Origin of the sequence: Pseudomonas sp. 30_B (assembly GCF_017491605.1) — a bacterium.
GTDB lineage: Bacteria > Pseudomonadota > Gammaproteobacteria > Pseudomonadales > Pseudomonadaceae > Pseudomonas.
This window is the reverse complement of sequence record NZ_JAFGYY010000001.1, coordinates 261489-280352: the sequence shown is the minus strand read 5'-3', so window position 1 is coordinate 280352 and position 18864 is coordinate 261489. Positions and strand designations below refer to the sequence as shown.

16 protein-coding genes and 1 pseudogene are annotated in these 18864 nt (G+C 66.6%); 12 read left to right on the top strand and 5 right to left on the bottom strand.

Going from position 1 to position 18864, the window contains the following annotated elements; all coding sequences use genetic code 11:
• Positions 1–100: 100 nt before the first annotated feature.
• The 3 genes from J5M67_RS01190 to J5M67_RS01180 form a co-directional block, all read right to left on the bottom strand.
• Complete coding sequence (locus J5M67_RS01190; RefSeq protein ID WP_207882456.1) at positions 101–472, bottom strand: translation initiation factor Sui1; 372 nt, start codon at positions 470–472, stop codon at positions 101–103.
• Positions 473–1008: 536 nt separating this feature from the next.
• The gene (locus J5M67_RS01185) at positions 1009–1548 is read right to left on the bottom strand and encodes an NUDIX hydrolase (RefSeq protein WP_207882454.1); all 540 of its coding nucleotides are present in this window, start codon (positions 1546–1548) and stop codon (positions 1009–1011) included.
• Positions 1549–1550: 2 nt separating this feature from the next.
• Positions 1551–2615 carry a DUF2333 family protein gene (locus J5M67_RS01180; protein ID WP_207882452.1) on the bottom strand — a complete coding sequence of 355 codons (1065 nt, stop codon included), beginning with the start codon at positions 2613–2615 and terminating at the stop codon, positions 1551–1553.
• 286 nt (positions 2616–2901) lie between these two features.
• On the opposite strand from J5M67_RS01180, the gene J5M67_RS01175 reads away from it, so the two are divergent.
• Together J5M67_RS01175 and J5M67_RS01170 are read left to right on the top strand one after the other, a co-directional pair.
• Positions 2902–4509, top strand: coding sequence for a PleD family two-component system response regulator (locus J5M67_RS01175; RefSeq protein WP_207882450.1), 1608 nt, complete (start codon positions 2902–2904; stop codon positions 4507–4509).
• A gap of 121 nt (positions 4510–4630) precedes the next feature.
• Positions 4631–6598, top strand: a complete 1968-nt coding sequence (locus J5M67_RS01170; protein ID WP_207882448.1) for a methyl-accepting chemotaxis protein — start codon at positions 4631–4633, stop codon at positions 6596–6598.
• Positions 6599–6826: 228 nt separating this feature from the next.
• On the opposite strand, the gene speB is transcribed toward J5M67_RS01170, so the two are convergent.
• Entirely contained in the window at positions 6827–7789 is a 963-nt protein-coding gene (gene speB / locus J5M67_RS01165; protein ID WP_207882446.1) for an agmatinase, read from the bottom strand.
• Positions 7790–7884: 95 nt separating this feature from the next.
• A complete protein-coding gene (locus J5M67_RS01160; protein ID WP_207882444.1) occupies positions 7885–8976 on the bottom strand; it encodes a polyamine ABC transporter substrate-binding protein in 1092 nt (363 codons plus the stop codon).
• A 116-nt stretch (positions 8977–9092) separates the two neighbouring features.
• On the opposite strand from J5M67_RS01160, the gene J5M67_RS01155 reads away from it, so the two are divergent.
• The 10 genes and pseudogenes from J5M67_RS01155 (at position 9093) to fis (ending at position 18797) form a co-directional block, all read left to right on the top strand.
• Positions 9093–10001, top strand: coding sequence for a LysR family transcriptional regulator (locus J5M67_RS01155; RefSeq protein ID WP_207882443.1), 909 nt, complete (start codon positions 9093–9095; stop codon positions 9999–10001).
• Between the two features lie 137 nt (positions 10002–10138).
• Positions 10139–11992 carry a protein-disulfide reductase DsbD gene (locus J5M67_RS01150; RefSeq protein ID WP_207882441.1) on the top strand — a complete coding sequence of 618 codons (1854 nt, stop codon included), beginning with the start codon at positions 10139–10141 and terminating at the stop codon, positions 11990–11992.
• Between the two features lie 156 nt (positions 11993–12148).
• On the top strand, positions 12149–12592 hold the full coding sequence (aroQ, locus tag J5M67_RS01145; RefSeq protein ID WP_207882439.1) for a type II 3-dehydroquinate dehydratase: 444 nt from the start codon (positions 12149–12151) through the stop codon (positions 12590–12592).
• Positions 12593–12616: 24 nt separating this feature from the next.
• Entirely contained in the window at positions 12617–13084 is a 468-nt protein-coding gene (accB, locus tag J5M67_RS01140; protein ID WP_207882437.1) for an acetyl-CoA carboxylase biotin carboxyl carrier protein, read from the top strand.
• Between the two features lie 17 nt (positions 13085–13101).
• Positions 13102–14451 carry an acetyl-CoA carboxylase biotin carboxylase subunit gene (gene accC, locus J5M67_RS01135; protein WP_207882435.1) on the top strand — a complete coding sequence of 450 codons (1350 nt, stop codon included), beginning with the start codon at positions 13102–13104 and terminating at the stop codon, positions 14449–14451.
• A 176-nt stretch (positions 14452–14627) separates the two neighbouring features.
• The gene (prmA, locus tag J5M67_RS01130; RefSeq protein WP_207882434.1) at positions 14628–15506 is read left to right on the top strand and encodes a 50S ribosomal protein L11 methyltransferase; all 879 of its coding nucleotides are present in this window, start codon (positions 14628–14630) and stop codon (positions 15504–15506) included.
• A 59-nt stretch (positions 15507–15565) separates the two neighbouring features.
• A pseudogene (locus tag J5M67_RS29900) lies at positions 15566–15706 on the top strand (MJ0042-type zinc finger domain-containing protein); the annotation flags it as partial.
• 272 nt (positions 15707–15978) lie between these two features.
• Positions 15979–17250: a DUF3426 domain-containing protein gene (locus tag J5M67_RS01120; RefSeq protein ID WP_368735915.1), complete on the top strand. Its 1272-nt coding sequence runs from the start codon at positions 15979–15981 to the stop codon at positions 17248–17250.
• Between the two features lie 222 nt (positions 17251–17472).
• Positions 17473–18480: a tRNA dihydrouridine synthase DusB gene (gene dusB, locus J5M67_RS01115; protein ID WP_207882432.1), complete on the top strand. Its 1008-nt coding sequence runs from the start codon at positions 17473–17475 to the stop codon at positions 18478–18480.
• Entirely contained in the window at positions 18477–18797 is a 321-nt protein-coding gene (fis, locus tag J5M67_RS01110; RefSeq protein WP_026078947.1) for a DNA-binding transcriptional regulator Fis, read from the top strand. The genes dusB and fis overlap by 4 nt, the downstream gene beginning before the upstream one ends.
• Positions 18798–18864 lie beyond the last annotated feature (67 nt).

Sequence of the window (18864 nt, the reverse complement as noted above, 5' to 3'; positions counted from 1 at the left end):
AAAAATCTCCCATCTAGGGAAAGGGCTTGCCGGCCATGCACGCCATGCGCATTGCCTGGAACCCGTTCTCTACAGGGGAGCGTCTCTTGAGAGAGACGGCTCAGCCGCCGGACTTCTTCGCCTTGAGACCGCGCTTGGTCAGCTCTTCGAGCAGCAGGTCGACGTGGTCGCCCTGGATCTCGATGATGCCGTCCTTGAGCGCGCCACCCGTGCCGCAACGCTTCTTCAGCGCGGTGGCCAGGTCCTTCAGCGCATCGGCCGCCAGCGGCACACCGGTCACCGTGGTCACGGTCTTGCCACCGCGGCCCTTGGTTTCGCGACGTACGCGAGCGATGCCATCGCCGGCCGGAATCTCGGCCTGCTTGCAGATGCACGCGGCAATGGGCTGATTGCAGTCCGGGCAGTGCCGGCCGGCATCAGTGGAATAGACGAGCCCGCCGAGGGCGGACAGGGAGGATGCTTTCTTGACCACCGGGCTTATCCCCAGGATTGGCCTCTAAGACACTGCTCATGGTTGGCTGCGCGTCGGCGGTACTGCGTTGGAAACCGTCTCGGGATGCTCATTTACTGTCGTAAACTCCGATCCCTCGGCGCTTTCCGCCTTGTCCCGCTCTAGCTCGCCACCCCTGAACCGGTCTTGCCGGCCAGGTCAACGAATGATCGGCTGGCGCCGACCGCGACGCCCCACTCAGGCAGGGGCTGCGCAATTCCCGGCGGAGGACCCGGCCGGAAAGGTCGCGCAATGTACCAGCATTGCCGGCAAATGCTAAGAGCAGAATTGCGTCATTGATCGGTGGTTTGGCGACATGCGCCCTCCCGGAGAATCGGGAGCAAGGACGTAGGGCGTATAACGTTCGACGTTATACGCCGTTTGACCTGGCTTTCAGCGCATGCCGGGTTCAATCCCAGAGCCGCGGCTTGAGGCACTCCGAGCTTGGCCATGGCGCGGATAATTGAACACGGTGTATCGGCGTACAACCGCGAACGGTTGTACGCCCTACGGGTGACTTAGAAACTCACCAGATACTTGCGCAACGCCGCCAGCGAATCCGGGCAATACGGCGTGCCGGCCTTCGCCTCGGCCAGCACCTGGTGTGGGTCGATGAAACGCGCTTCCATCACCTCTTCCGGCTGCAGCCTGAGCGGCGCGTCGGACACGGCGGAAAACACCGCACACCAGAGGCGGTTGTCCGGCTGGTCGAAGAAGAACGAACCGTGCTCGCGCAACTCGACGCCGGAAATACCCAGCTCCTCTTCCAGCTCGCGGGCGGCGGACTCGGCGTAGCTCTCGTCCGCCAGCACCATGCCCCCGGCGGCCGGGTCCCAGTAGCCGGGGTAGATTGCCTTGCTCAAGGTCCGGCGGTGCACGCACAGTTCGCCGGCGGTGTTGAACAGCAGGATGAAGGTGCCCCGGCCGATCAGCCCGCGCTCGCGCAATTCCGCGCGCGGCAGGCTGCCCCTGAGTTCGTCGTCCCGGTTGACCCAGGCGACCAACTCGGCGTCCGAAGCCGCCCGGTGGGCGGCTTCCTTGTCGCTGATCCCGTCCATCGTCAGCCCTGGGCCAGCAGCTGGCGCAGGTCGATGATCGCGGCGTTGGCGCGGGAGATGTAGTTGGCCATCACCAGCGAATGGTTGGCCAGCACACCGAAGCCGCTGCCGTTGAGCACCATCGGGCTCCACAGCGGCGCCTGGGCGGCCTCCAGCTCGCGGATGATCTGGCGCACGCTGACGGTGGCGTTCTTCTTCGCCAGCACATCGGCGAAGTCCACCTCGATGGCGCGCAGGATGTGCGACAGCGCCCAGGCCTGGCCACGGGCTTCGTAGAACACGTTGTCGATCTGCAGCCAGGGGGTTTCCTGCAGCTCTTCCTCGACCTGCGGCGCCTCGCCCGGCACCACCGGCGCGGTGGGCTTGATGTTGGTGTTGAGCTTCACCCGGCCGACGCTGGCCGAGAGGCGCTGGGACAGCGAGCCCAGACGGGTGGAGACATCACCCAGCCAGTTGTTCAGGCTGTCGGCGCGGCCATAGAACTGCGCACCGGCAGGGTCCGCGGACAGGCGCGCCAGGTAGCGGTCCAGCGACTTGATGCCTTCGGCGTACTCCGACTCGGAGGACGGCAGCGCCCAGCTCTTGTTGTCGAAGTTGAAGCGCGGCTCGGCGCGGGCCAGGTCCGCGTCCTCGGTGGATTGCGATTGCGAGCGGGCGAAGTCCTTGCGCAGCGCGCGGGACAGGTCGCGCACCTGGACCAGGGCGCCGTATTCCCAGCTGGGCATGTTGTCCAGCCAGACACCCGGCGGGAAGATGTCGTTGGAGAGGTAGCCGCCCGGCTTGTTCAGCAGCGTGGCAACCACTTCCTTGAGGGTTTCCACCGTGGTGTAGCCGACCACCATATGCCGACCGGCACGCTCGGCCGCGGCCTGGGCGTTCTGCTGCACGGGGAAGAGGTCAGGTTCCTGGCTCCAGTACCAGCCGATCACACCGCAGATCAGCAGGTAGACGCCCAGCAGGCCACCGAGCACACGGCTCAGCCAGGGCCCGCCGAAGTAGGCGCGTACGTCGTCCACCGAGTCATCGACGCGATCGCGCACGGAGCCGCGTTTCTTCCAATTCCACATGGCAAAGTCCTTAGCATCACGAAAACGAGAGGGGTTGGACCCGATTCCGCCCCGGGGGTGCCCCGGCGAAACGATCCTGCCGCGCAAGCATGCCGCACCCGGCGGCTCAGCGCAGCCCACCCTGCGCATGGTGCGCGGTAACGTCGCGAATTACAAAGTGCATGTCGTTTGACCGACGGCACTGTTATTGCCATTCAGGATTGGTAGCATAGGGCCATCATTGTGTCTCACGGCAGAAACACTTCACTCGCACGCCCCAAACCACGGACTGATAAAGAAGCGCGCCATGACCGAGCTCGACGATCCGCCCCTCGACCGCCTCAAGCATCACTTCGCCCAACGGGTGATCCACCAGGCCCGCCACCTGCTGGAGGTCTGGCAGCGCCTGTCGCGCTCGGAGTGGAGCAGCGACGGGATGGCCGAGCTGGCGGAGGCCTGCCTGCTCCTGCAGCGCTACGCCGAACGTTTCGGGCAGGCCGAGCACGTCGACCTGGCCAGGGCTGTCGACCAGTGCCTGCGCGCCGTGCAGGATAACCGGGGGCGCCTCTCCAGCGGGCTGATCACCGAGCTCAACGGCCTGATGCAACGCCTCTCGCGCACCGGCCTGCGCCATGGCGACCAGTACGAGCAGACCGTCCTGCCGCCGCTGCGCAAGCCGGTCTACCTGGCGCTGCAGGACCAGGAGCGCGCCGAGCGCCTGGCCCAGCAGCTGGAGTTCTTTGGCATGGCCGCGCAGTGCTGCGAGAACGCCAACGCCTTCCGCGCCGCCATGGCCGAGCGGCATCCGGCGGCCATCGTCATGGAGATCACCTTCGCCGGCATGGGCCTGACGCTGGCCCACGAGGCCCAGGCGGGTCTCAAGCAGAAGTTGCCGGTGCTGTTCTTCAGCCACGATGAAACCGACACCCCGACCCGCATGGCCGCCGCCCGCGCCGGCGGCCAGGACTTCTTCACCGGCGCGCTGGACGCCTCCGCCGTACTGGAGAAGATCGAGACCCTGAGCCGCGTGTCGCACTACGAGCCCTTCCGCGTACTGATCGTCGAAGACTCCCGGGCCCAGGCCACGCACACCGAGCGGGTCCTCAACAACGCCGGCATCGTCACCCGCGCCCTCACCGCACCGCTGTCGGTGATGGCCGAGCTGGCCGAGTTCCAGCCGGACCTGATCATCCTCGACATGTACATGCCCGAATGCCTGGGCACGGAGCTGGCCAAGGTGATCCGCCAGCACGAACGCTATGTCAGCGTACCGATCATCTACCTGTCCGCCGAGGACGATCTGGACAAGCAGCTCGACGCCATGAGCGAAGGCGGCGACGACTTCCTCACCAAGCCGATCAAGCCGCGCCACCTGATCGCCACCGTGCGCAACCGTGCCGCCCGCGCACGCAGCCTGCAGGCGCGGATGGTGCGCGACAGCCTCACCGGCCTGTACAACCACACCCATACCCTGCAACTGCTCGACGACGCCCGCTTCCGCGCGCGCCGCGAGGGCCGGCCGCTGACCTTCGCGATGCTCGACATCGACCACTTCAAGCGGGTCAACGACACCTTCGGCCATCCCATGGGCGACCGGGTGATCAAGAGCCTGGCGCTGTTCCTCAAGCAGCGCCTGCGCAAGACCGATCACATCGGCCGCTACGGCGGCGAGGAGTTCGCCGTGGTGCTGCCCGATACCGACGCCGACACGGCGCGCAAGGTCCTGGAGGACATCCGCCAGCGCTTCGCCGAGATCCACTACCCCGCGCAACCCGGCGACCTGAGCTGCACCTTCAGTTGCGGCATCGCAGAACTGAGCGAGGAGATGGACAGCAAGACCCTGGCCAAGCAGGCCGACGAGGCGCTGTACCGGGCCAAGCACGCTGGACGCAATCGGCTGGAAGTGTTCGGCTGAGCCCTGCGCGGCGCTCTGCCGCGCTATTTACCGACCAGATACTGGCACCTTGTCATTAGCCGGTAACGAAACTGCAATAGGGTCATGACTCGCCGTTTTCCGCTGTCGGTCGAGACCTGCCATGCGCCTCAAGCTGCTGACCAACCTCAACACCTTCCTGCTCCTGCTCGTGTGCCTCGCGCTGGGCGCCACCCTGTGGTGGTCGCAGCGCGCGCTGGAGCGCCCGTTCACCCTGATGGACCGCTACCTGGAACTCTCCCAGGACTTCGAGCGCAAGGTCTCGCAGAACATCCAGGCCTACCTCGCCAGCGGTGATGCGCTTAAACAGAAGGCCGCCCAGCAGGCGCTGGACGAACTGGCCGCGGAGCTTCCGCAATTGCCGGAGAGCCTCGGGCAGCTCCTGGGCCGGAGCCTCGACGAACTGCACCAATTCAGCGGCAACCAACTGCTGGCGGCCGGCAAGCTGGCCGGCGATCCGCAGGGTCTGCTGCTGCAAGCCGAGCGCGACCTGCTGGCCGCCCTCGACCAGCTCGGTGCCTATGCCGACGCCAGCCAGAACCCCGCCGCCGCCGAGTACCGCGCCCCGCTGCTGCAGGCCGGCCTGCACCTCACCCGCCTGGCCCATGCCCGCGCCAAGCTGGTGGAAAGTGGCAACCCCGCACTGGCCCAGGACATCCAGCGCGAACTCGACAGCCTGCGCCAGCTTGCCGAGCGCATCGACGCCCTGCCCCTGCTCGGCGTACTGCAACAGCAGGCCTCCGCCTCCGACGACTTCGCCGCGATGATGGGCCTGGACACCCAGCCCGCCGCCGAACAGCAAAGCGAGGACCGTGGCGTCGGCCTCAAGCGCGACCTGGCCGGCGTGCTGCGCCGCTATCCCGATGAACTGGACCGTACCCGCCAACTGATCGCCCAGCGCCAGGAGCTTGCCACTGCCACTGCCCAGCGCCTGGGCGCCGTGCAGCAGGCCCTGGCGACCCTGGAGCCACAGGTACGCGAGGAGCGCTCGAAGATCCAGGCGCAGGTGCGGTTGATCCAGGGTGCGCTGATCGCCCTGATCCTCGCCACCGCGCTGCTCATCGACACCTTGCAGCGCCGCCTGGCGCGCGTGCTCGGCCAACTGGTCCCGGCGCTGTCCACCTGGGCCCGCGGCGACTTCGCCAAACCTATCGCCCTGGCCACCCGCACCCACGACCTGCTGGAGCTGCAGGAATCGCTGAACCGCCTGCGCGACTTCCTCGGCACCCTGGTCGGCACCATCCACCAACGCGCCGAGGAAGTCGCCGGCAGCAGCCGCGCCCTGGTCGAACTCAGCGGCGGCCTGCACGCCGGCGCCGAGCGCCAGGCCAGCGACACCGGGGAAATCCGCGACGCCCTGGGCCATATGGAAGCGGCGATCCAGCAGGTGGCTGGCGACGCCAGCCAGGCGGCTTCGGCCAGCCAGGCCGCCGGCGTGGCGGTGGAACAGGGGCAGCGGGTAATCGGCAACAGCCTGAGCGGCATGCGCGCACTGGTGGACGAGGTGCAGAGCAACGCCCAGGCCATCGAGAACCTGGCCGAGGAGTCGGCCACCATCGGCAACGTGCTGGGGGTGATCCGTTCCATCGCCGAACAGACCAACCTGCTGGCGCTCAACGCCGCGATCGAAGCGGCCCGTGCCGGCGAACAAGGCCGAGGCTTTGCAGTGGTCGCCGAGGAAGTGCGCTCGCTGGCCCTGCGCACCGCCGGCGCCACCGAGGAAATCCAGCAGCTCACCGCACGCCTGCAGCAAGCTGCGCGGCAGTCGGTGGAGGCGATGCGCAGCCAGGTCGAGCACGCCGAAGTCACCGCCAGCCAGGCCGGTGCCGCCGAGGGTGCTTTGGACGAGGTGGTGGAAGCCATCCGCACCATCGCCAGCATGGCCGAGCGTATTGCGGAAGGGTCGGCGCAACAGAGCGGCGCGGTCAGCGAGATCCGCTCCCACAGCGAGCGCATCCACGCACTGGGCAGCGAAAACCTGCGCCTGATCGGCCAGGGGCGCAGTCAGGGCGAGCAGTTGCAGGAGCTGGGCGGTGCGTTGCACACCGCGGTGCGGGCGTTTCGGGTGTAACGGACCCTACCTGTAGGGCGCTCCCTGCGCGCGATCAAGGCAGTGAGCCGTCCTTGAAGATCAAGAGCCCCTCACCCTAACCCTCTCCCGCAAGCGGGAGAGGGGACCGTTCGGTGCAGGACGAAACCTCAGCATCAGCCGGCACGGACGGCTCCCTCTCCCTTTGGGAGAGGGCTGGGGTGAGGGCATGCGCCGGCACAATGCCAACGGTTCGCGAGCTAGCGGTGCTCAGCGCTCGCCCAGCTTGTGCCGCGCCGCATACAGGCAAACCATCTCCATCGCCAGGGTCGCGCCGGCCAGGGCGGTGATCTCGGCGTTGTCGTAGGGCGGAGCCACTTCCACCACGTCCATCCCCACCAGGTTGATCCCGCGCAGCGCACGAAGAATCTCCAGCGCCTGGTGCGAACTCAGCCCGCCACAGACCGGCGTGCCGGTACCCGGAGCGAAGGCCGGGTCGAGGCAGTCGATGTCGAAGGTCAGGTACACCGGGTTGTCGCCGACCCGCGCGCGGATGCGTTCGGCGATGGCCTGCGGCGAATGGCGGTGAACCTCGCGGGCGTCCAGTACCTGGAAGCCCATCACATCGTCGTTGGTGGTGCGCAGGCCGACCTGTACCGAGCGCGACGGGTCGACCAGCCCTTCGCGGGCCGCATGGTAGAACATGGTGCCGTGATCGATGCGCTGGCAGTCCTCGTCGGGCCAGGTATCGCTGTGGGCGTCGAAGTGGATCAGCGACAGCGGGCCGTGCTTCTTCGCATGGGCCTTGAGCAGCGGGTAGCTGATGAAGTGGTCGCCACCCAGGGTCAGCAGCGCGCAGCCGGCATCGAGGATGCGGTTGGCGTGGGCCTCGATGGCCTCCGGGGTTTCCTGCGGCACGCCGTGGTCGAAGGCGCAGTCGCCATAGTCGACCACCGCCAGGTGATCGAAGGGATCGAACTCCCAGGGGAAGTGCCGGGCCCAGGCCATTTGCACCGAGGCGGCGCGGATCGCGCGCGGTCCGAAGCGGCTGCCAGGGCGGTTGGTGGTGGCGGTGTCGAACGGCACGCCGCTCACCACCAGGTCCACACCGCGCAGGTCGCGACTGTAGCGGCGGCGCATGAAGCTGGTGACGCCGGCGTAGGTGGACTCGGCGGCGGTGCCGTAGAGGCTGTCGCGGGTGATGGCCTGGTCGTTGTCGTGGGCTTGGTCCATGGCGTTCTCGTCGTAGTTATCGGTGGTCACGGTATTGGGTGTAGGAGCGCCCCATGGGCGCGAATCGCGGGCATGGCCCACTCCTACAGGGAGGTTCAGGTACGGGTGCGGAACGAAGTCCACAGCCGGGTGCGCTCGCGCTGCTGCTTCAGGGTCAGCAGCTGTTCGCCGAACAACTTCTGGCGCACGGCGGCCGGCGGGTAGATGTCCGGATCGTTCGCCACCTCGGCCGACAGCAGCGGCGTGGCCTTCCGGTTGGCGTTGGCGAAGTACAGAGTGTTGGTCAACTCGGCGATGGAGTCCGGGCGCAGCATGAAGTCGATGAAGGCACGGGCCTCCTGCGGGTGCGGCGCGTCCGCCGGGATGGCCATGGTGTCGAACCAGATCAGCGTGCCTTCCCTGGGAATCCGGTAGATCACCTCGAACGGCTTGTTCGCCTGCTTCGCTTGCGCGGCGCCCATCAGTGCATCGCCGGTGTAGGTCAAGGCAACGCAGAGGGTGCCGTTGGCCAGGTCGTTGATGTGCTTGCCGCTGGCGACATAGCGCACATTCGGCTGCAACTGCTTCAGCAGGTCGCGAACCTGGGCAAGATCGGCCGCGTCGGTGCTGTAGGGCGGCTTGCCCAGGTAGTTCAGCGCCACGCTGATGACTTCCTGCGGCGAGTCGATCAGCGAGATGCCGCAGTCGGCCAGGCGCGAGGCATATTCGGGCTTGAACAGCAGGTCGAGGCTGTCCAGCGGGGCATCGGGAATACGCTTGAGCACCGCTTCCTTGTTGATTGCCAAGCCGACGGTGCCCCAGGTGTAGGGCACGCCGAAGCGGTTGCCCGGATCGATGGAAGCCAGCTTGGCCAGCAGCTCCGGGTCGAGGTTGGCGAAGTTCTTCAACTGCGCACTGTCCACCGGCTGCACGGCCTTGGCCTGGATCGCCCGGGCCAGCCCGCTGCTGGCGGGGAACACCAGGTCATAGCCGCTGGCACCGGTCATCAGCTTGCTGTCGAGGACTTCGGCGCTGTCGAAGGTGTCGTACTTCACGCGGATGCCGGTCTCGGCCTGGAAGCGTTTGAGCGCATCGGCGCCGACGTAATCCGCCCAGTTATAGAGGTTGAGCACCCGCTCCTGCGCCTGCAGGGGCAAGGCCAGGGCCGCGAGCAACGCCGTGAATGGAGCCCAGAAGAACGCACGCATGATCATCGCCTCGGGTTTGTTGTGGTTATGGGGCGAGCATGACGGGGGCTTTACTTTGTAAAAATACAAAGTTAATTACTTTGGCATTATCAATTCACAATGATTGGACCCGGCCGATGCTCAGCCAACTACGCGACCTCGACCTGCAACTGCTGCGCCTGTTCGTCACCGTGGTCGAGTGCGGCGGCTTCAGCGCGGCGCAAGGCGAACTGGGACTGAGCCAGCCGAGTATCAGCATCCAGATGGCCAGGCTGGAGACGCGCCTGGGCTATCGCCTGTGCGAGCGCGGCAAGGGCGGCTTCCGCCTCACGCCCAAGGGCGAACACCTGCTGCAGGCAACCCGCCGGCTGTTCATCGCCATCGAAGGTTTTCGAAACGAGGCCCACGGAGTCGCCGACAAGCTGCTGGGCGAGGTGCGCCTGGGTCTGTCCGAGGCCCTCGACGAACGGGTGCTGGCGCAATTATCCGAAGCGGTCCGGCGTTTTCGCCGGCGCAACGAGGCGGTCACCCTGGAACTGGTGACCACCACGCCCGCCGAGCTGGAACGTCTTCTATTGCAGGACCGCCTGCACCTGGCCATCGGTTACTTCGCCGGCACCCAGTCGGCACTGGAGCATGTCGAGCTGTTCAGCGAGCCGCAGGGGCTGTATTGCGGAATCGGGCATCCGGCCTTCGCCGAGAAGAAAACCACTCGCGAGTCGCTGGCCGATGCCGACCAGGTCCTCCATCCCTACCGCTTCATCGCCGCCGACCAGCCGCTGCAGACCACTCGCAGCAGCGCGCGCTGCGAACAGGTGGACGGCAGCCTGGCGTTCGTCCTCTCCGGCGCGCACCTGGGCTACCTGCCCAGGCACGTCGCCCAGCCCTGGATCGAGCGCGGCCAGTTGCGCGAGTTGCTGCCGGACGAGCTGGGCTTCGACGTGGCCTTCAGCCTGACCCGCCACCGCGGCCGCCACCCCGGCGACGCGGAACAGGCCTTCGCCAGCGACCTGCTGGAAGCCTTCGGCCAGCCCGCGGCCGATTGACGCAGCCGATGAGAGGGAGCATCCGCGCCCCGTGAACGGTCCGCTCATCTCTTGTCACAGCTCATCCTGCGGCACCACGGGCCGCGCCGGACGCTTTCCGCTATCATGCCCGCCACTTTGTAGTCCGCGAGATGTCCATGCGCCGCCTGCTCACCCTGCTCCTGCTCCTGGTCGCCCTGCCAGCTTCCGCCGGCCTGTTCGACAAACCCGCCGACAAGGGCGGCTTCGCCGTCGGGCAACCGGCCAGGGGCGATTTCCTGCCGGTGGCCGAGGCCTTCCGCGTCAGCGTCGAGGACAGCGACAGCCAGCAGGTGAAGCTGCGCTTCATCAATGCCGACGGCTACTACCTCTACCAGCACCGTTTCAGCTTCAAGGTCGAGCCCGCCGACAGCGGCGTGACCGTGGGCGAGGTGAAGCTGCCGCCGGGCAAGCAGCACCATGACGACTACTTCGGCGACACGGTCGTCTACTACGCGATCACCGACCTCGACGTTCCGCTGAACAACCCGCAGCACAAGCCCTTCACCCTGGTGGTGAGCTACCAGGGCTGTGCCGACAAGGGCCTGTGCTACGCGCCGGAAACCACCCGCCTGCGGATCGCCGATGGCCAGGCCGCCAGCGTGGTCACCGCAGCTGCGGCCAGCAGTAGCACCGCCAAGGCCGCCACCGGCGACAACCCGCTGGCCAGCCTGCTGGGCGACCATGAGCCGGGCAAGATCAAGAAGCTCGGCCGCGCCCTGGTGATCTTCTTCCTGCTGGGCCTGGCGCTGACCTTCACCCCCTGCGTGCTGCCGATGCTGCCGATCCTCTCCGGCGTGGTCCTGCGCGGCCGACCGGGCGGCATGCGCGGCCTGGCGCTGTCGCTGGCCTACGTGCTGCCGATGGCGGTCTGCTACGCGGTGCTCGGCACCCTGATGGGCCTGTTCGGCGCCAAGCTCAACCTGCAGGCGATGCTGCAATCGCCCTGGGTGCTGGTGCCTTTCGCGGCCTTCTTCGTAGTCTTCGCCATCGCCATGTTCGGCGTGTTCGAACTGCGCCTGCCGGGCTTCGTGCGCGAACGCCTGGACAACATGGCCAACAACACCCGCGGCGGCTCCATCGCCGGCGCGGCAACCCTGGGCGTGCTTTCCAGCCTGCTGGTATCGCCCTGCGTCACCGCCCCGCTGGCCGGCCTGCTGCTCTATATCAGCAGCACCGGGGACGCTGTCGGTGGCGGCATGCTGCTGTTCTCCCTTGGCCTGGGCATGGGCACCCCGCTGGTGGTCTTCGCCGTCGGCGGCGGCGCACTGCTGCCCAAGAGCGGCGCCTGGATGAACGGCGTGCGCAACGTCTTCGGCGTGATGCTGCTGGCGGTGGCCATCTGGATGCTCGAACGCCTGGTCGCGGGCCCGGTGGCGCTGACCCTCTGGGGCACCCTGGCCGGCGGTGTCGCGATCGCCATGGGCACCCTGGAACTGGGACCGAAGAAGCCGCTGCAACGCGCCGGCCAACTGTTCGGCCTGATGCTCCTGGTCTACGCAGTGGTCGCCTGGACCGGCGCACTGCGCGGCGAGTCCGACCCGATGCACCCGCTGGGCCGCAGCACGCCGGGCCTGCATGCCGGTCCGCCGACCTCGACACCCGGCGACTGGCAGAACATCACCACCCCCGCCCAGCTCGATGCCGCCCTGGCCAGCGCCCTGGCCGCCGGGCGGCCGGTGCTGCTGGACTGGTACGCCGACTGGTGCATCAGCTGCAAGATCATCGAACGCCAGGTACTGCCGACGCCGGAAGTCCAGGCGCAACTGCCCGGCTTCGTCCTGCTGCGCTTCGACATGACCGCCAGCACCGAGGAACAGCGCGCCCTGCTCGACCGCTTCAACCTGTTCGGCCCGCCCGCGCTGCTGTTCTTCTCGGCGAAAGGCGACGAATGGAGCGATCTGCGCATCATCGGCGAAACCGATGCCGCCACCCTCGCCGAACGCCTGCGCCAGGCCACTTCCCGCGGCTGAGTGATTCGGCCCCTGGCACTGCAATAGTTTTGCCGTAATCGGCTGGCAACATGCCGACATCTACGGCAAAACCTGCATGACTGGACAGTCACGCCAGCTTTCCGGCATAGTCCCGCCCTATCTTTTTCCGCCTAAGAGAAGGACAACAGCATCCAGATGGCGACCTTACTGGTACTGCACGGGCCCAACCTCAACCTGCTGGGCACCCGCGAGCCCGACAAGTACGGCTCCGTCACCCTCGAGCAGATCAACCAGGACCTGGAGCGCCGCGCCCGCGAGGCCGGCCACCACCTGATGCACCTGCAGAGCAATGCCGAGTACGAACTGATCGACCGGATCCACGCTGCGCGTAGCGAAGGCGTGGACTTCATCCTCATCAATCCGGCCGCGTTCACGCATACAAGTGTCGCTCTACGTGACGCATTGCTCGCAGTGAGCATCCCATTCATCGAAGTGCACCTTTCCAACGTGCACAAACGCGAACCTTTCCGGCATCACTCCTACTTCTCCGACGTGGCGGTAGGGGTGATCTGCGGTCTGGGCGCCACAGGCTACCGCCTGGCCCTGGAATCCGCCCTTGAACAACTTGAACGCCCGTGACCTCACCTGGGAGAGCGAACACTGATGGACATCCGTAAAGTCAAGAAACTGATCGAACTGCTCGAAGAATCCGGTATCGACGAGCTGGAAATCAAAGAGGGCGAAGAGTCCGTACGCATCAGCCGTCACAGCAAGACCGCCGCCCAGCCGATCTACGCTGCCGCCCCGGCCTACGCTCCGGCACCTGCCGCAGCCGCTCCGGCCGCCGCAGCTCCGGCCCCGGCTGCCGAAGCCGCTCCGGCTGCACAGGCGCTCAACGGCAACGCCGTGCGTTCGCCGATGGTCGGCACCTTCTACCGCGCGGCCTCGCCGACTTCCGCCAACTTCGTCGAAGTCGGCCAGAGCGTGAAGAAAGGCGACATCCTGTGCATCGTCGAAGCCATGAAGATGATGAACCACATTGAGGCTGAAACCAGCGGCGTGATCGGTCAGATCCTCGTGGAGAACGGCCAGCCGGTCGAGTTCGACCAGCCCCTGTTCACCATCGTTTAAGCCGCGGAGAGCCTGCGATGTTGGAAAAAGTACTGATCGCCAACCGCGGCGAAATCGCGCTGCGCATCCTGCGCGCGTGCAAGGAACTGGGCATCAAGACGGTGGCCGTGCACTCGACCGCCGACCGCGAACTGATGCACCTGTCGCTGGCCGACGAAGCGGTCTGCATCGGTCCGGCCCCGGCTGCGCAGTCCTACCTGCACATCCCGGCGATCATCGCCGCGGCCGAGGTCACCGGCGCCGTGGGTATCCACCCCGGCTACGGCTTCCTCGCCGAGAACGCCGACTTCGCCGAGCAGGTCGAGCGTTCGGGCTTCACCTTCATCGGCCCGAGCGCCGACGTCATCCGCCTGATGGGTGACAAGGTGTCCGCCAAGGACGCCATGAAGAAAGCCGGCGTTCCGACCGTACCGGGCTCCGACGGCCCGCTGCCGGAAGACGAAGAGACCGCGCTGGCGATCGCCCGCGAGGTTGGCTACCCGGTGATCATCAAGGCCGCCGGTGGCGGTGGTGGTCGCGGCATGCGCGTCGTGCACAACGAGGAAGACCTGATCAAGTCCGCCAAGCTGACCCGCACCGAAGCGGGCGCGGCCTTCGGCAACTCGATGGTCTACCTGGAGAAGTTCCTGACCAATCCGCGTCACGTGGAAGTCCAGGTGCTCTCCGACGGCCAGGGCAACGCCATCCACCTGGGCGACCGCGACTGCTCCCTGCAGCGCCGTCACCAGAAGGTGCTGGAAGAAGCTCCAGCCCCGGGCATCGACGAGAAGGCCCGCGCCGAAGTGCTGGCCCGCTGCGTCCAGGCCTGCGTGGAAATCGGCTACCGTGGCGCCGGCACCTTCGAGTTCCTGTACGAGAACGGCCGCTTCTACTTCATCGAGATGAACACCCGCGTTCAGGTGGAGCATCCGGTGTCGGAGATGGTCACCGGTATCGACATCGTCAAGGAGATGCTCAGCATCGCCTCCGGCAACAAGCTGTCGATCAAGCAGGAAGACGTGGTCATCCGTGGCCATGCGCTGGAATGCCGGATCAACGCCGAAGACCCGAAGACCTTCATGCCCAGCCCCGGCAAGGTGAAGCACTTCCATGCACCCGGCGGCAACGGCGTGCGCGTGGATTCGCACCTGTACAGCGGCTACGCCGTACCGCCGAACTACGACTCGCTGGTGGGCAAGGTCATCGCCTACGGCAAGGACCGTGACGAAGCCCTGGCGCGCATGCGCAATGCCCTGGACGAGCTGATCGTCGACGGCATCAAGACCAATACCGAGCTGCACAAGGATCTGGTCCGCGACAAAGAGTTCTGCAAGGGTGGCGTGAACATCCACTATCTGGAGAAGAAGCTGGGCATGGACAAGCACTAAGCCTGTCCCGCTCCGCCTCACTCCAGCACAAGGGCTGCCTCCGGGCGGCCCTTGTGCTTTGCGGCTCCCGCACGCTGGCATGGCAAGGTGCCGTACAGTAAGCTTGCCGCCTTTATCTGCGGGCCGCCCAGGCGGCCCGTTCTATTTTCGCGTCCAGCACCATCGAGGTACCCGCCATGCCCTGGCTTCAAGTCCGACTCGCCATCACCCCGGAACAGGCGGAAACCTATGAAGACGCGCTGCTGGAAGTCGGCGCCGTCTCGGTGACCTTCATGGATGCCGAAGACCAGCCGATCTTCGAGCCGGACCTGGGCACCACCCCGCTGTGGAGCCACACCCACCTGCTCGCGCTGTTCGAGGCCGATACCGACGAGACCGCGCTCATCGCCCACCTGTCCCTGCTCACCGGCGGCGAGCTGCCGCAGCACCAGATCGAGCGCATCGAGGACCAGGACTGGGAACGCAGCTGGATGGACAACTTCAAGCCGATGCGTTTCGGTCGCCGCCTGTGGATCGTCCCCAGCTGGCACGACGCCCCGGAGCCGGACGCGGTGAACCTGCTGCTCGACCCGGGCCTGGCCTTCGGCACCGGCACCCACCCGACCACCTCGCTGTGCCTGCAATGGCTGGATGGCCAGGATCTGGCCGGCCAATACGTACTCGACTTCGGCTGCGGCTCGGGCATCCTCGCCATCGCCGCGCTGCTGCTGGGCGCCGAGCGCGCCGCCGGCACCGACATCGATCCGCAGGCTCTGGAAGCCTCGCGCGACAACGCCTCGCGCAACGGTATCGACCCGGCCAGCTTCCCCGTCTACCTGCCCGCTGATCTGCCAAAAGAGCCGGCGGACGTCCTGGTGGCGAACATTCTGGCCGGTCCGCTGGTCACATTGGCAGAGCAGCTCACCGGACTGGTCAAGCCCGGTGGCCGCCTGGCCCTCTCGGGCATCCTCGCCGAGCAGGCCGAGGAAGTGCGCGCAGCCTATGCCGCCGCCTTCGACCTCGACCCGACCGCCGAGCAGGAAGGCTGGATCCGCATCACGGGTCGCCGCCGCTGACTGCCCGACGAACGGGCCTTGGGTTAGACTAATCGTTTGTTTTTTCGCCGGACCGCCGCATGAGCGACAGCTTCATCACACAGTGCCCCCATTGCCAGACACGCTTCCGCGTCAACTCGGCGCAATTGGGCGCGGCCAGCGGTGCCGTGCGCTGTGGCACCTGCCTGAAGGTCTTCAACGCCCCGCAGAACATGCTGGGCGAACCGACGCAGGCGCCGATCCTGACCGACGTGGCCCCGCCGCCAGCCAGCCCGCCGAAGCCTGCTCCGGCGCCCGCGCCCATGGCCGAAGCGGTGGCACCAGCCCCCATTCCCAGCGTGCCGGAGCCGTCTCCGGTGCCGGCCGCCGCCGCAGTCGCCGCCGCAGCCCCGGAACAACCGAAACCCTTGCCCGTCCCCGGCACCGCCACCCTTGGCTGGCCGCTGGCTCCCCAGCGGCGCGACACTCCAGTGATGTCGCGGAAAAGCCCGCCATCCCGGAACCCAAGGTAGAAATCAAACCCGAGCCCCTGCCGGAGTTCCGCCCCGAGCCAGCCCCCGCCATCGCGGCGGCCCAGGCCATCCCGGCAGCGCCGCTGACCCCGCCGCCTGCACCGGCCCCAGGCCCCGGCGAGCCGGCCAAGACCGAAGCCGCTCAGGCCCCGGCGAAGAAAGACGAAACGCTGTGGATCCACGACGACCTCGACCTGGACAGCCTCAACCTCGATGAAGAGCTCGCCAAGCTGGACGAGTTCGAGCTGTCCCAGGAATTCCTCAGCATCGATCGCGCGCCCGCTCCCAGCGAGGCCCTGCAGGTCAGGCAGGACGAGAAACGCGATCCGCACGACGAGCGCTGGGCCGAAGCCCTGCTGCAGTCGGAACAGCCCGGCGGCAATCGCGCCGCCCGCCAGGAGCCCAGCCTCGGCCAACTGAAGGACGACGAACCGGAAGAACCCTCGCCCAGCGCCCGCCTCGCGGCCGACGAGGAGCCTGCGCCCGAACCCGAGCAAGAGATCGAGCAAGAGATCGAGGAAGAGCAGGTCGAAGAACCCCGGATCGCCCCGGCGCCGCTCGGCGTCGTCGATGAGGACGAGGAAAGGCTGCCCACCTTCAGCGCCCGGCGCGACGATGACGAGCCCGAGCACGCCGAGGACGACCACGACGACGAACCGGTCGTCGAGACCCGCGCCGACAGCCGCCGCGCCGAGCCCGCGCTGCACAACGACGGCCTGCACGACCTGAGCGACGAGCCGCTGCAACTGGACTGGCAGAAGCCCAAGCGCCACTGGGGTCGCCGCCTGTTCTGGCTGCTGCTGGTGCTGCTGGCCCTGGCAGGTCTCGCCGGACAGTACGTCATCTACCACTTCGAGGAGCTGGCCCGCCAGGACCAGTACCGCCCCTGGTTCGCCCAGGCCTGCCCGGAACTGGGCTGCACCCTCCCCTCCAAGGTCGACGTGGATCAGATCCGCAGCAGCAACCTGGTGGTACGCAGCCATCCGGACTTCAGCGGCGCTCTGGTGGTCGACGCGATCATCTACAACCGCGCCAACTTCTCGCAGCCCTTCCCGCTGCTGGAAATGCGCTTCGCCGACCTGAACGGCCAGCTGATCGCCAGCCGCCGCTTCAAGCCCAGCGAATACCTCTCGGGCGAACTGGCCGGGCAGAGCGAAATGCCGCCGCAGACGCCGATCCATATCTCCCTGGACATTCTCGACCCGGGTCCGAAAGCGGTGAACTACAGCCTGAGCTTCCACTCGCCGGAGTGATCCGGCGGGTAGCTCAAAGCGCCTGAGAGCGCCAGTTCCGCTCGTCTTCCTACCCTGGGTGATAAGCCCCGGGCTGTTCAGAATTTATCCAAATTCGCCTTTATCCGGTCACCGAGAGCGGGTATCATGCCCTCCCTTTTTTGCTAGCACCGGTGGCAGGCCCCGAAACGCACCCGCGAGTCTTGTAGCGCGCGGCGCCTCGGTGTTCCCGCCCCATTAACCATGGAACTCAGGTCGGTGGTACGCATCGGCTCCTACACACTGCCCAACAGACTGATCCTGGCCCCGATGGCCGGCGTCACCGATCGTCCGTTCCGCCAGCTGTGCCGCCGCCTCGGTGCCGGCATGGTGGTGTCGGAAATGGTCACCAGCGACGTCCGCCTGTGGAATAGCCGCAAGTCGCGCCTGCGCCTGCAGCACGACAACGAAGATCAGCCCCGTTCGGTGCAGATTGCCGGCGGTGACCCGCAGATGCTCGCGGAAGCCGCCCGCTGCAACGTGGAGCTGGGTGCCCAGATCATCGACATCAACATGGGCTGTCCGGCAAAGAAGGTGTGCAACAAGGCCGCGGGTTCCGCGCTGATGAAGGATGAACGGCTGGTAGCCGAAATCCTCGAGGCGGTGGTCGCGGCAGTGGAGGTTCCCGTCACCCTGAAGATTCGCACCGGTTGGGACCGGTCGAACAAGAACGGCGTGACGGTGGCGCGGATTGCCGAGCAGTCGGGCATCCAGGCGCTGGCGGTCCACGGCAGGACCCGTGCCGACCTCTACACCGGCGAAGCAGAGTACGAAACCATCGCTGCGATCAAGCAGGCGGTTTCCATTCCGGTCTTCGCCAACGGTGATATCGATTCGCCGCGCAAGGCACGGCAGGTGCTCGAGCTGACCGGGGTGGACGCCCTGCTGATCGGCCGCGCCGCCCAGGGCAGGCCCTGGATCTTCCGCGAGATCGATCATTACCTGGGCACCGGCGAAACACTGCCGGCGCCGAGTCTGCACGAAGTGGAGAGCATCCTGCTCGAACACCTGGCTGCATTGCATGCGTTTTATGGGGAAGACATGGGTGTGCGAATTGCCCGCAAGCACGTGGGCTGGTACCTCGCAACCCTGCCGGGTGCGGCGGAGTTCCGCACCCAGTTCAATCGTTTGCAGGACACGGATGCACAAAGCGCCAGCGTCAGGCAGTTCTTCGCCGAGCGCCACAATAACGGAGAAGGGGTGGCCGCATGACAACGATGACCGAGACATTAGTGAGTGGAATGACACCCGTGAGCGACAACGCCAACCTTAAACAGCACCTGACCACTCCGACGCAGGAGGGCCAGACCCTCCGCGACAGCGTGGAAAAGGCACTGCATAACTATTTCGCCCATCTCGAAGGGCAGCCGGTCACGGACGTGTACAACATGGTGCTTTGCGAAGTCGAAGCGCCGCTGCTGGAAACCGTCATGAACTATGTGAAGGGTAACCAGACCAAAGCCTCGGAACTGCTGGGCCTGAACCGCGGAACCCTGCGCAAGAAACTCAAGCAGTACGACCTTCTCTGACCACGGTGGCAGGCGCTGGGCCGCGACCGAACGGTCGCCCGGGCCCTCGCCTGACGCCGGAAGCCCG

Excerpts from the sequence above, each read along its gene's own strand:
- fis (WP_026078947.1), top strand. The coding sequence starts at position 18,477 with ATGACAACGATGACCGAGACATTAGTGAGTGGAATGACACCCGTGAGC.
- J5M67_RS01170 (WP_207882448.1), top strand. The coding sequence starts at position 4,631 with ATGCGCCTCAAGCTGCTGACCAACCTCAACACCTTCCTGCTCCTGCTC.
- prmA (WP_207882434.1), top strand. The coding sequence starts at position 14,628 with ATGCCCTGGCTTCAAGTCCGACTCGCCATCACCCCGGAACAGGCGGAA.
- J5M67_RS01185 (WP_207882454.1), bottom strand. The coding sequence starts at position 1,548 with ATGGACGGGATCAGCGACAAGGAAGCCGCCCACCGGGCGGCTTCGGAC.
- J5M67_RS01175 (WP_207882450.1), top strand. The coding sequence starts at position 2,902 with ATGACCGAGCTCGACGATCCGCCCCTCGACCGCCTCAAGCATCACTTC.
- accB (WP_207882437.1), top strand. The coding sequence starts at position 12,617 with ATGGACATCCGTAAAGTCAAGAAACTGATCGAACTGCTCGAAGAATCC.
- J5M67_RS01160 (WP_207882444.1), bottom strand. The coding sequence starts at position 8,976 with ATGCGTGCGTTCTTCTGGGCTCCATTCACGGCGTTGCTCGCGGCCCTG.
- aroQ (WP_207882439.1), top strand. The coding sequence starts at position 12,149 with ATGGCGACCTTACTGGTACTGCACGGGCCCAACCTCAACCTGCTGGGC.
- speB (WP_207882446.1), bottom strand. The coding sequence starts at position 7,789 with ATGGACCAAGCCCACGACAACGACCAGGCCATCACCCGCGACAGCCTC.
- J5M67_RS01180 (WP_207882452.1), bottom strand. The coding sequence starts at position 2,615 with ATGTGGAATTGGAAGAAACGCGGCTCCGTGCGCGATCGCGTCGATGAC.
- dusB (WP_207882432.1), top strand. The coding sequence starts at position 17,473 with ATGGAACTCAGGTCGGTGGTACGCATCGGCTCCTACACACTGCCCAAC.
- J5M67_RS01150 (WP_207882441.1), top strand. The coding sequence starts at position 10,139 with ATGCGCCGCCTGCTCACCCTGCTCCTGCTCCTGGTCGCCCTGCCAGCT.
- J5M67_RS01155 (WP_207882443.1), top strand. The coding sequence starts at position 9,093 with ATGCTCAGCCAACTACGCGACCTCGACCTGCAACTGCTGCGCCTGTTC.
- accC (WP_207882435.1), top strand. The coding sequence starts at position 13,102 with ATGTTGGAAAAAGTACTGATCGCCAACCGCGGCGAAATCGCGCTGCGC.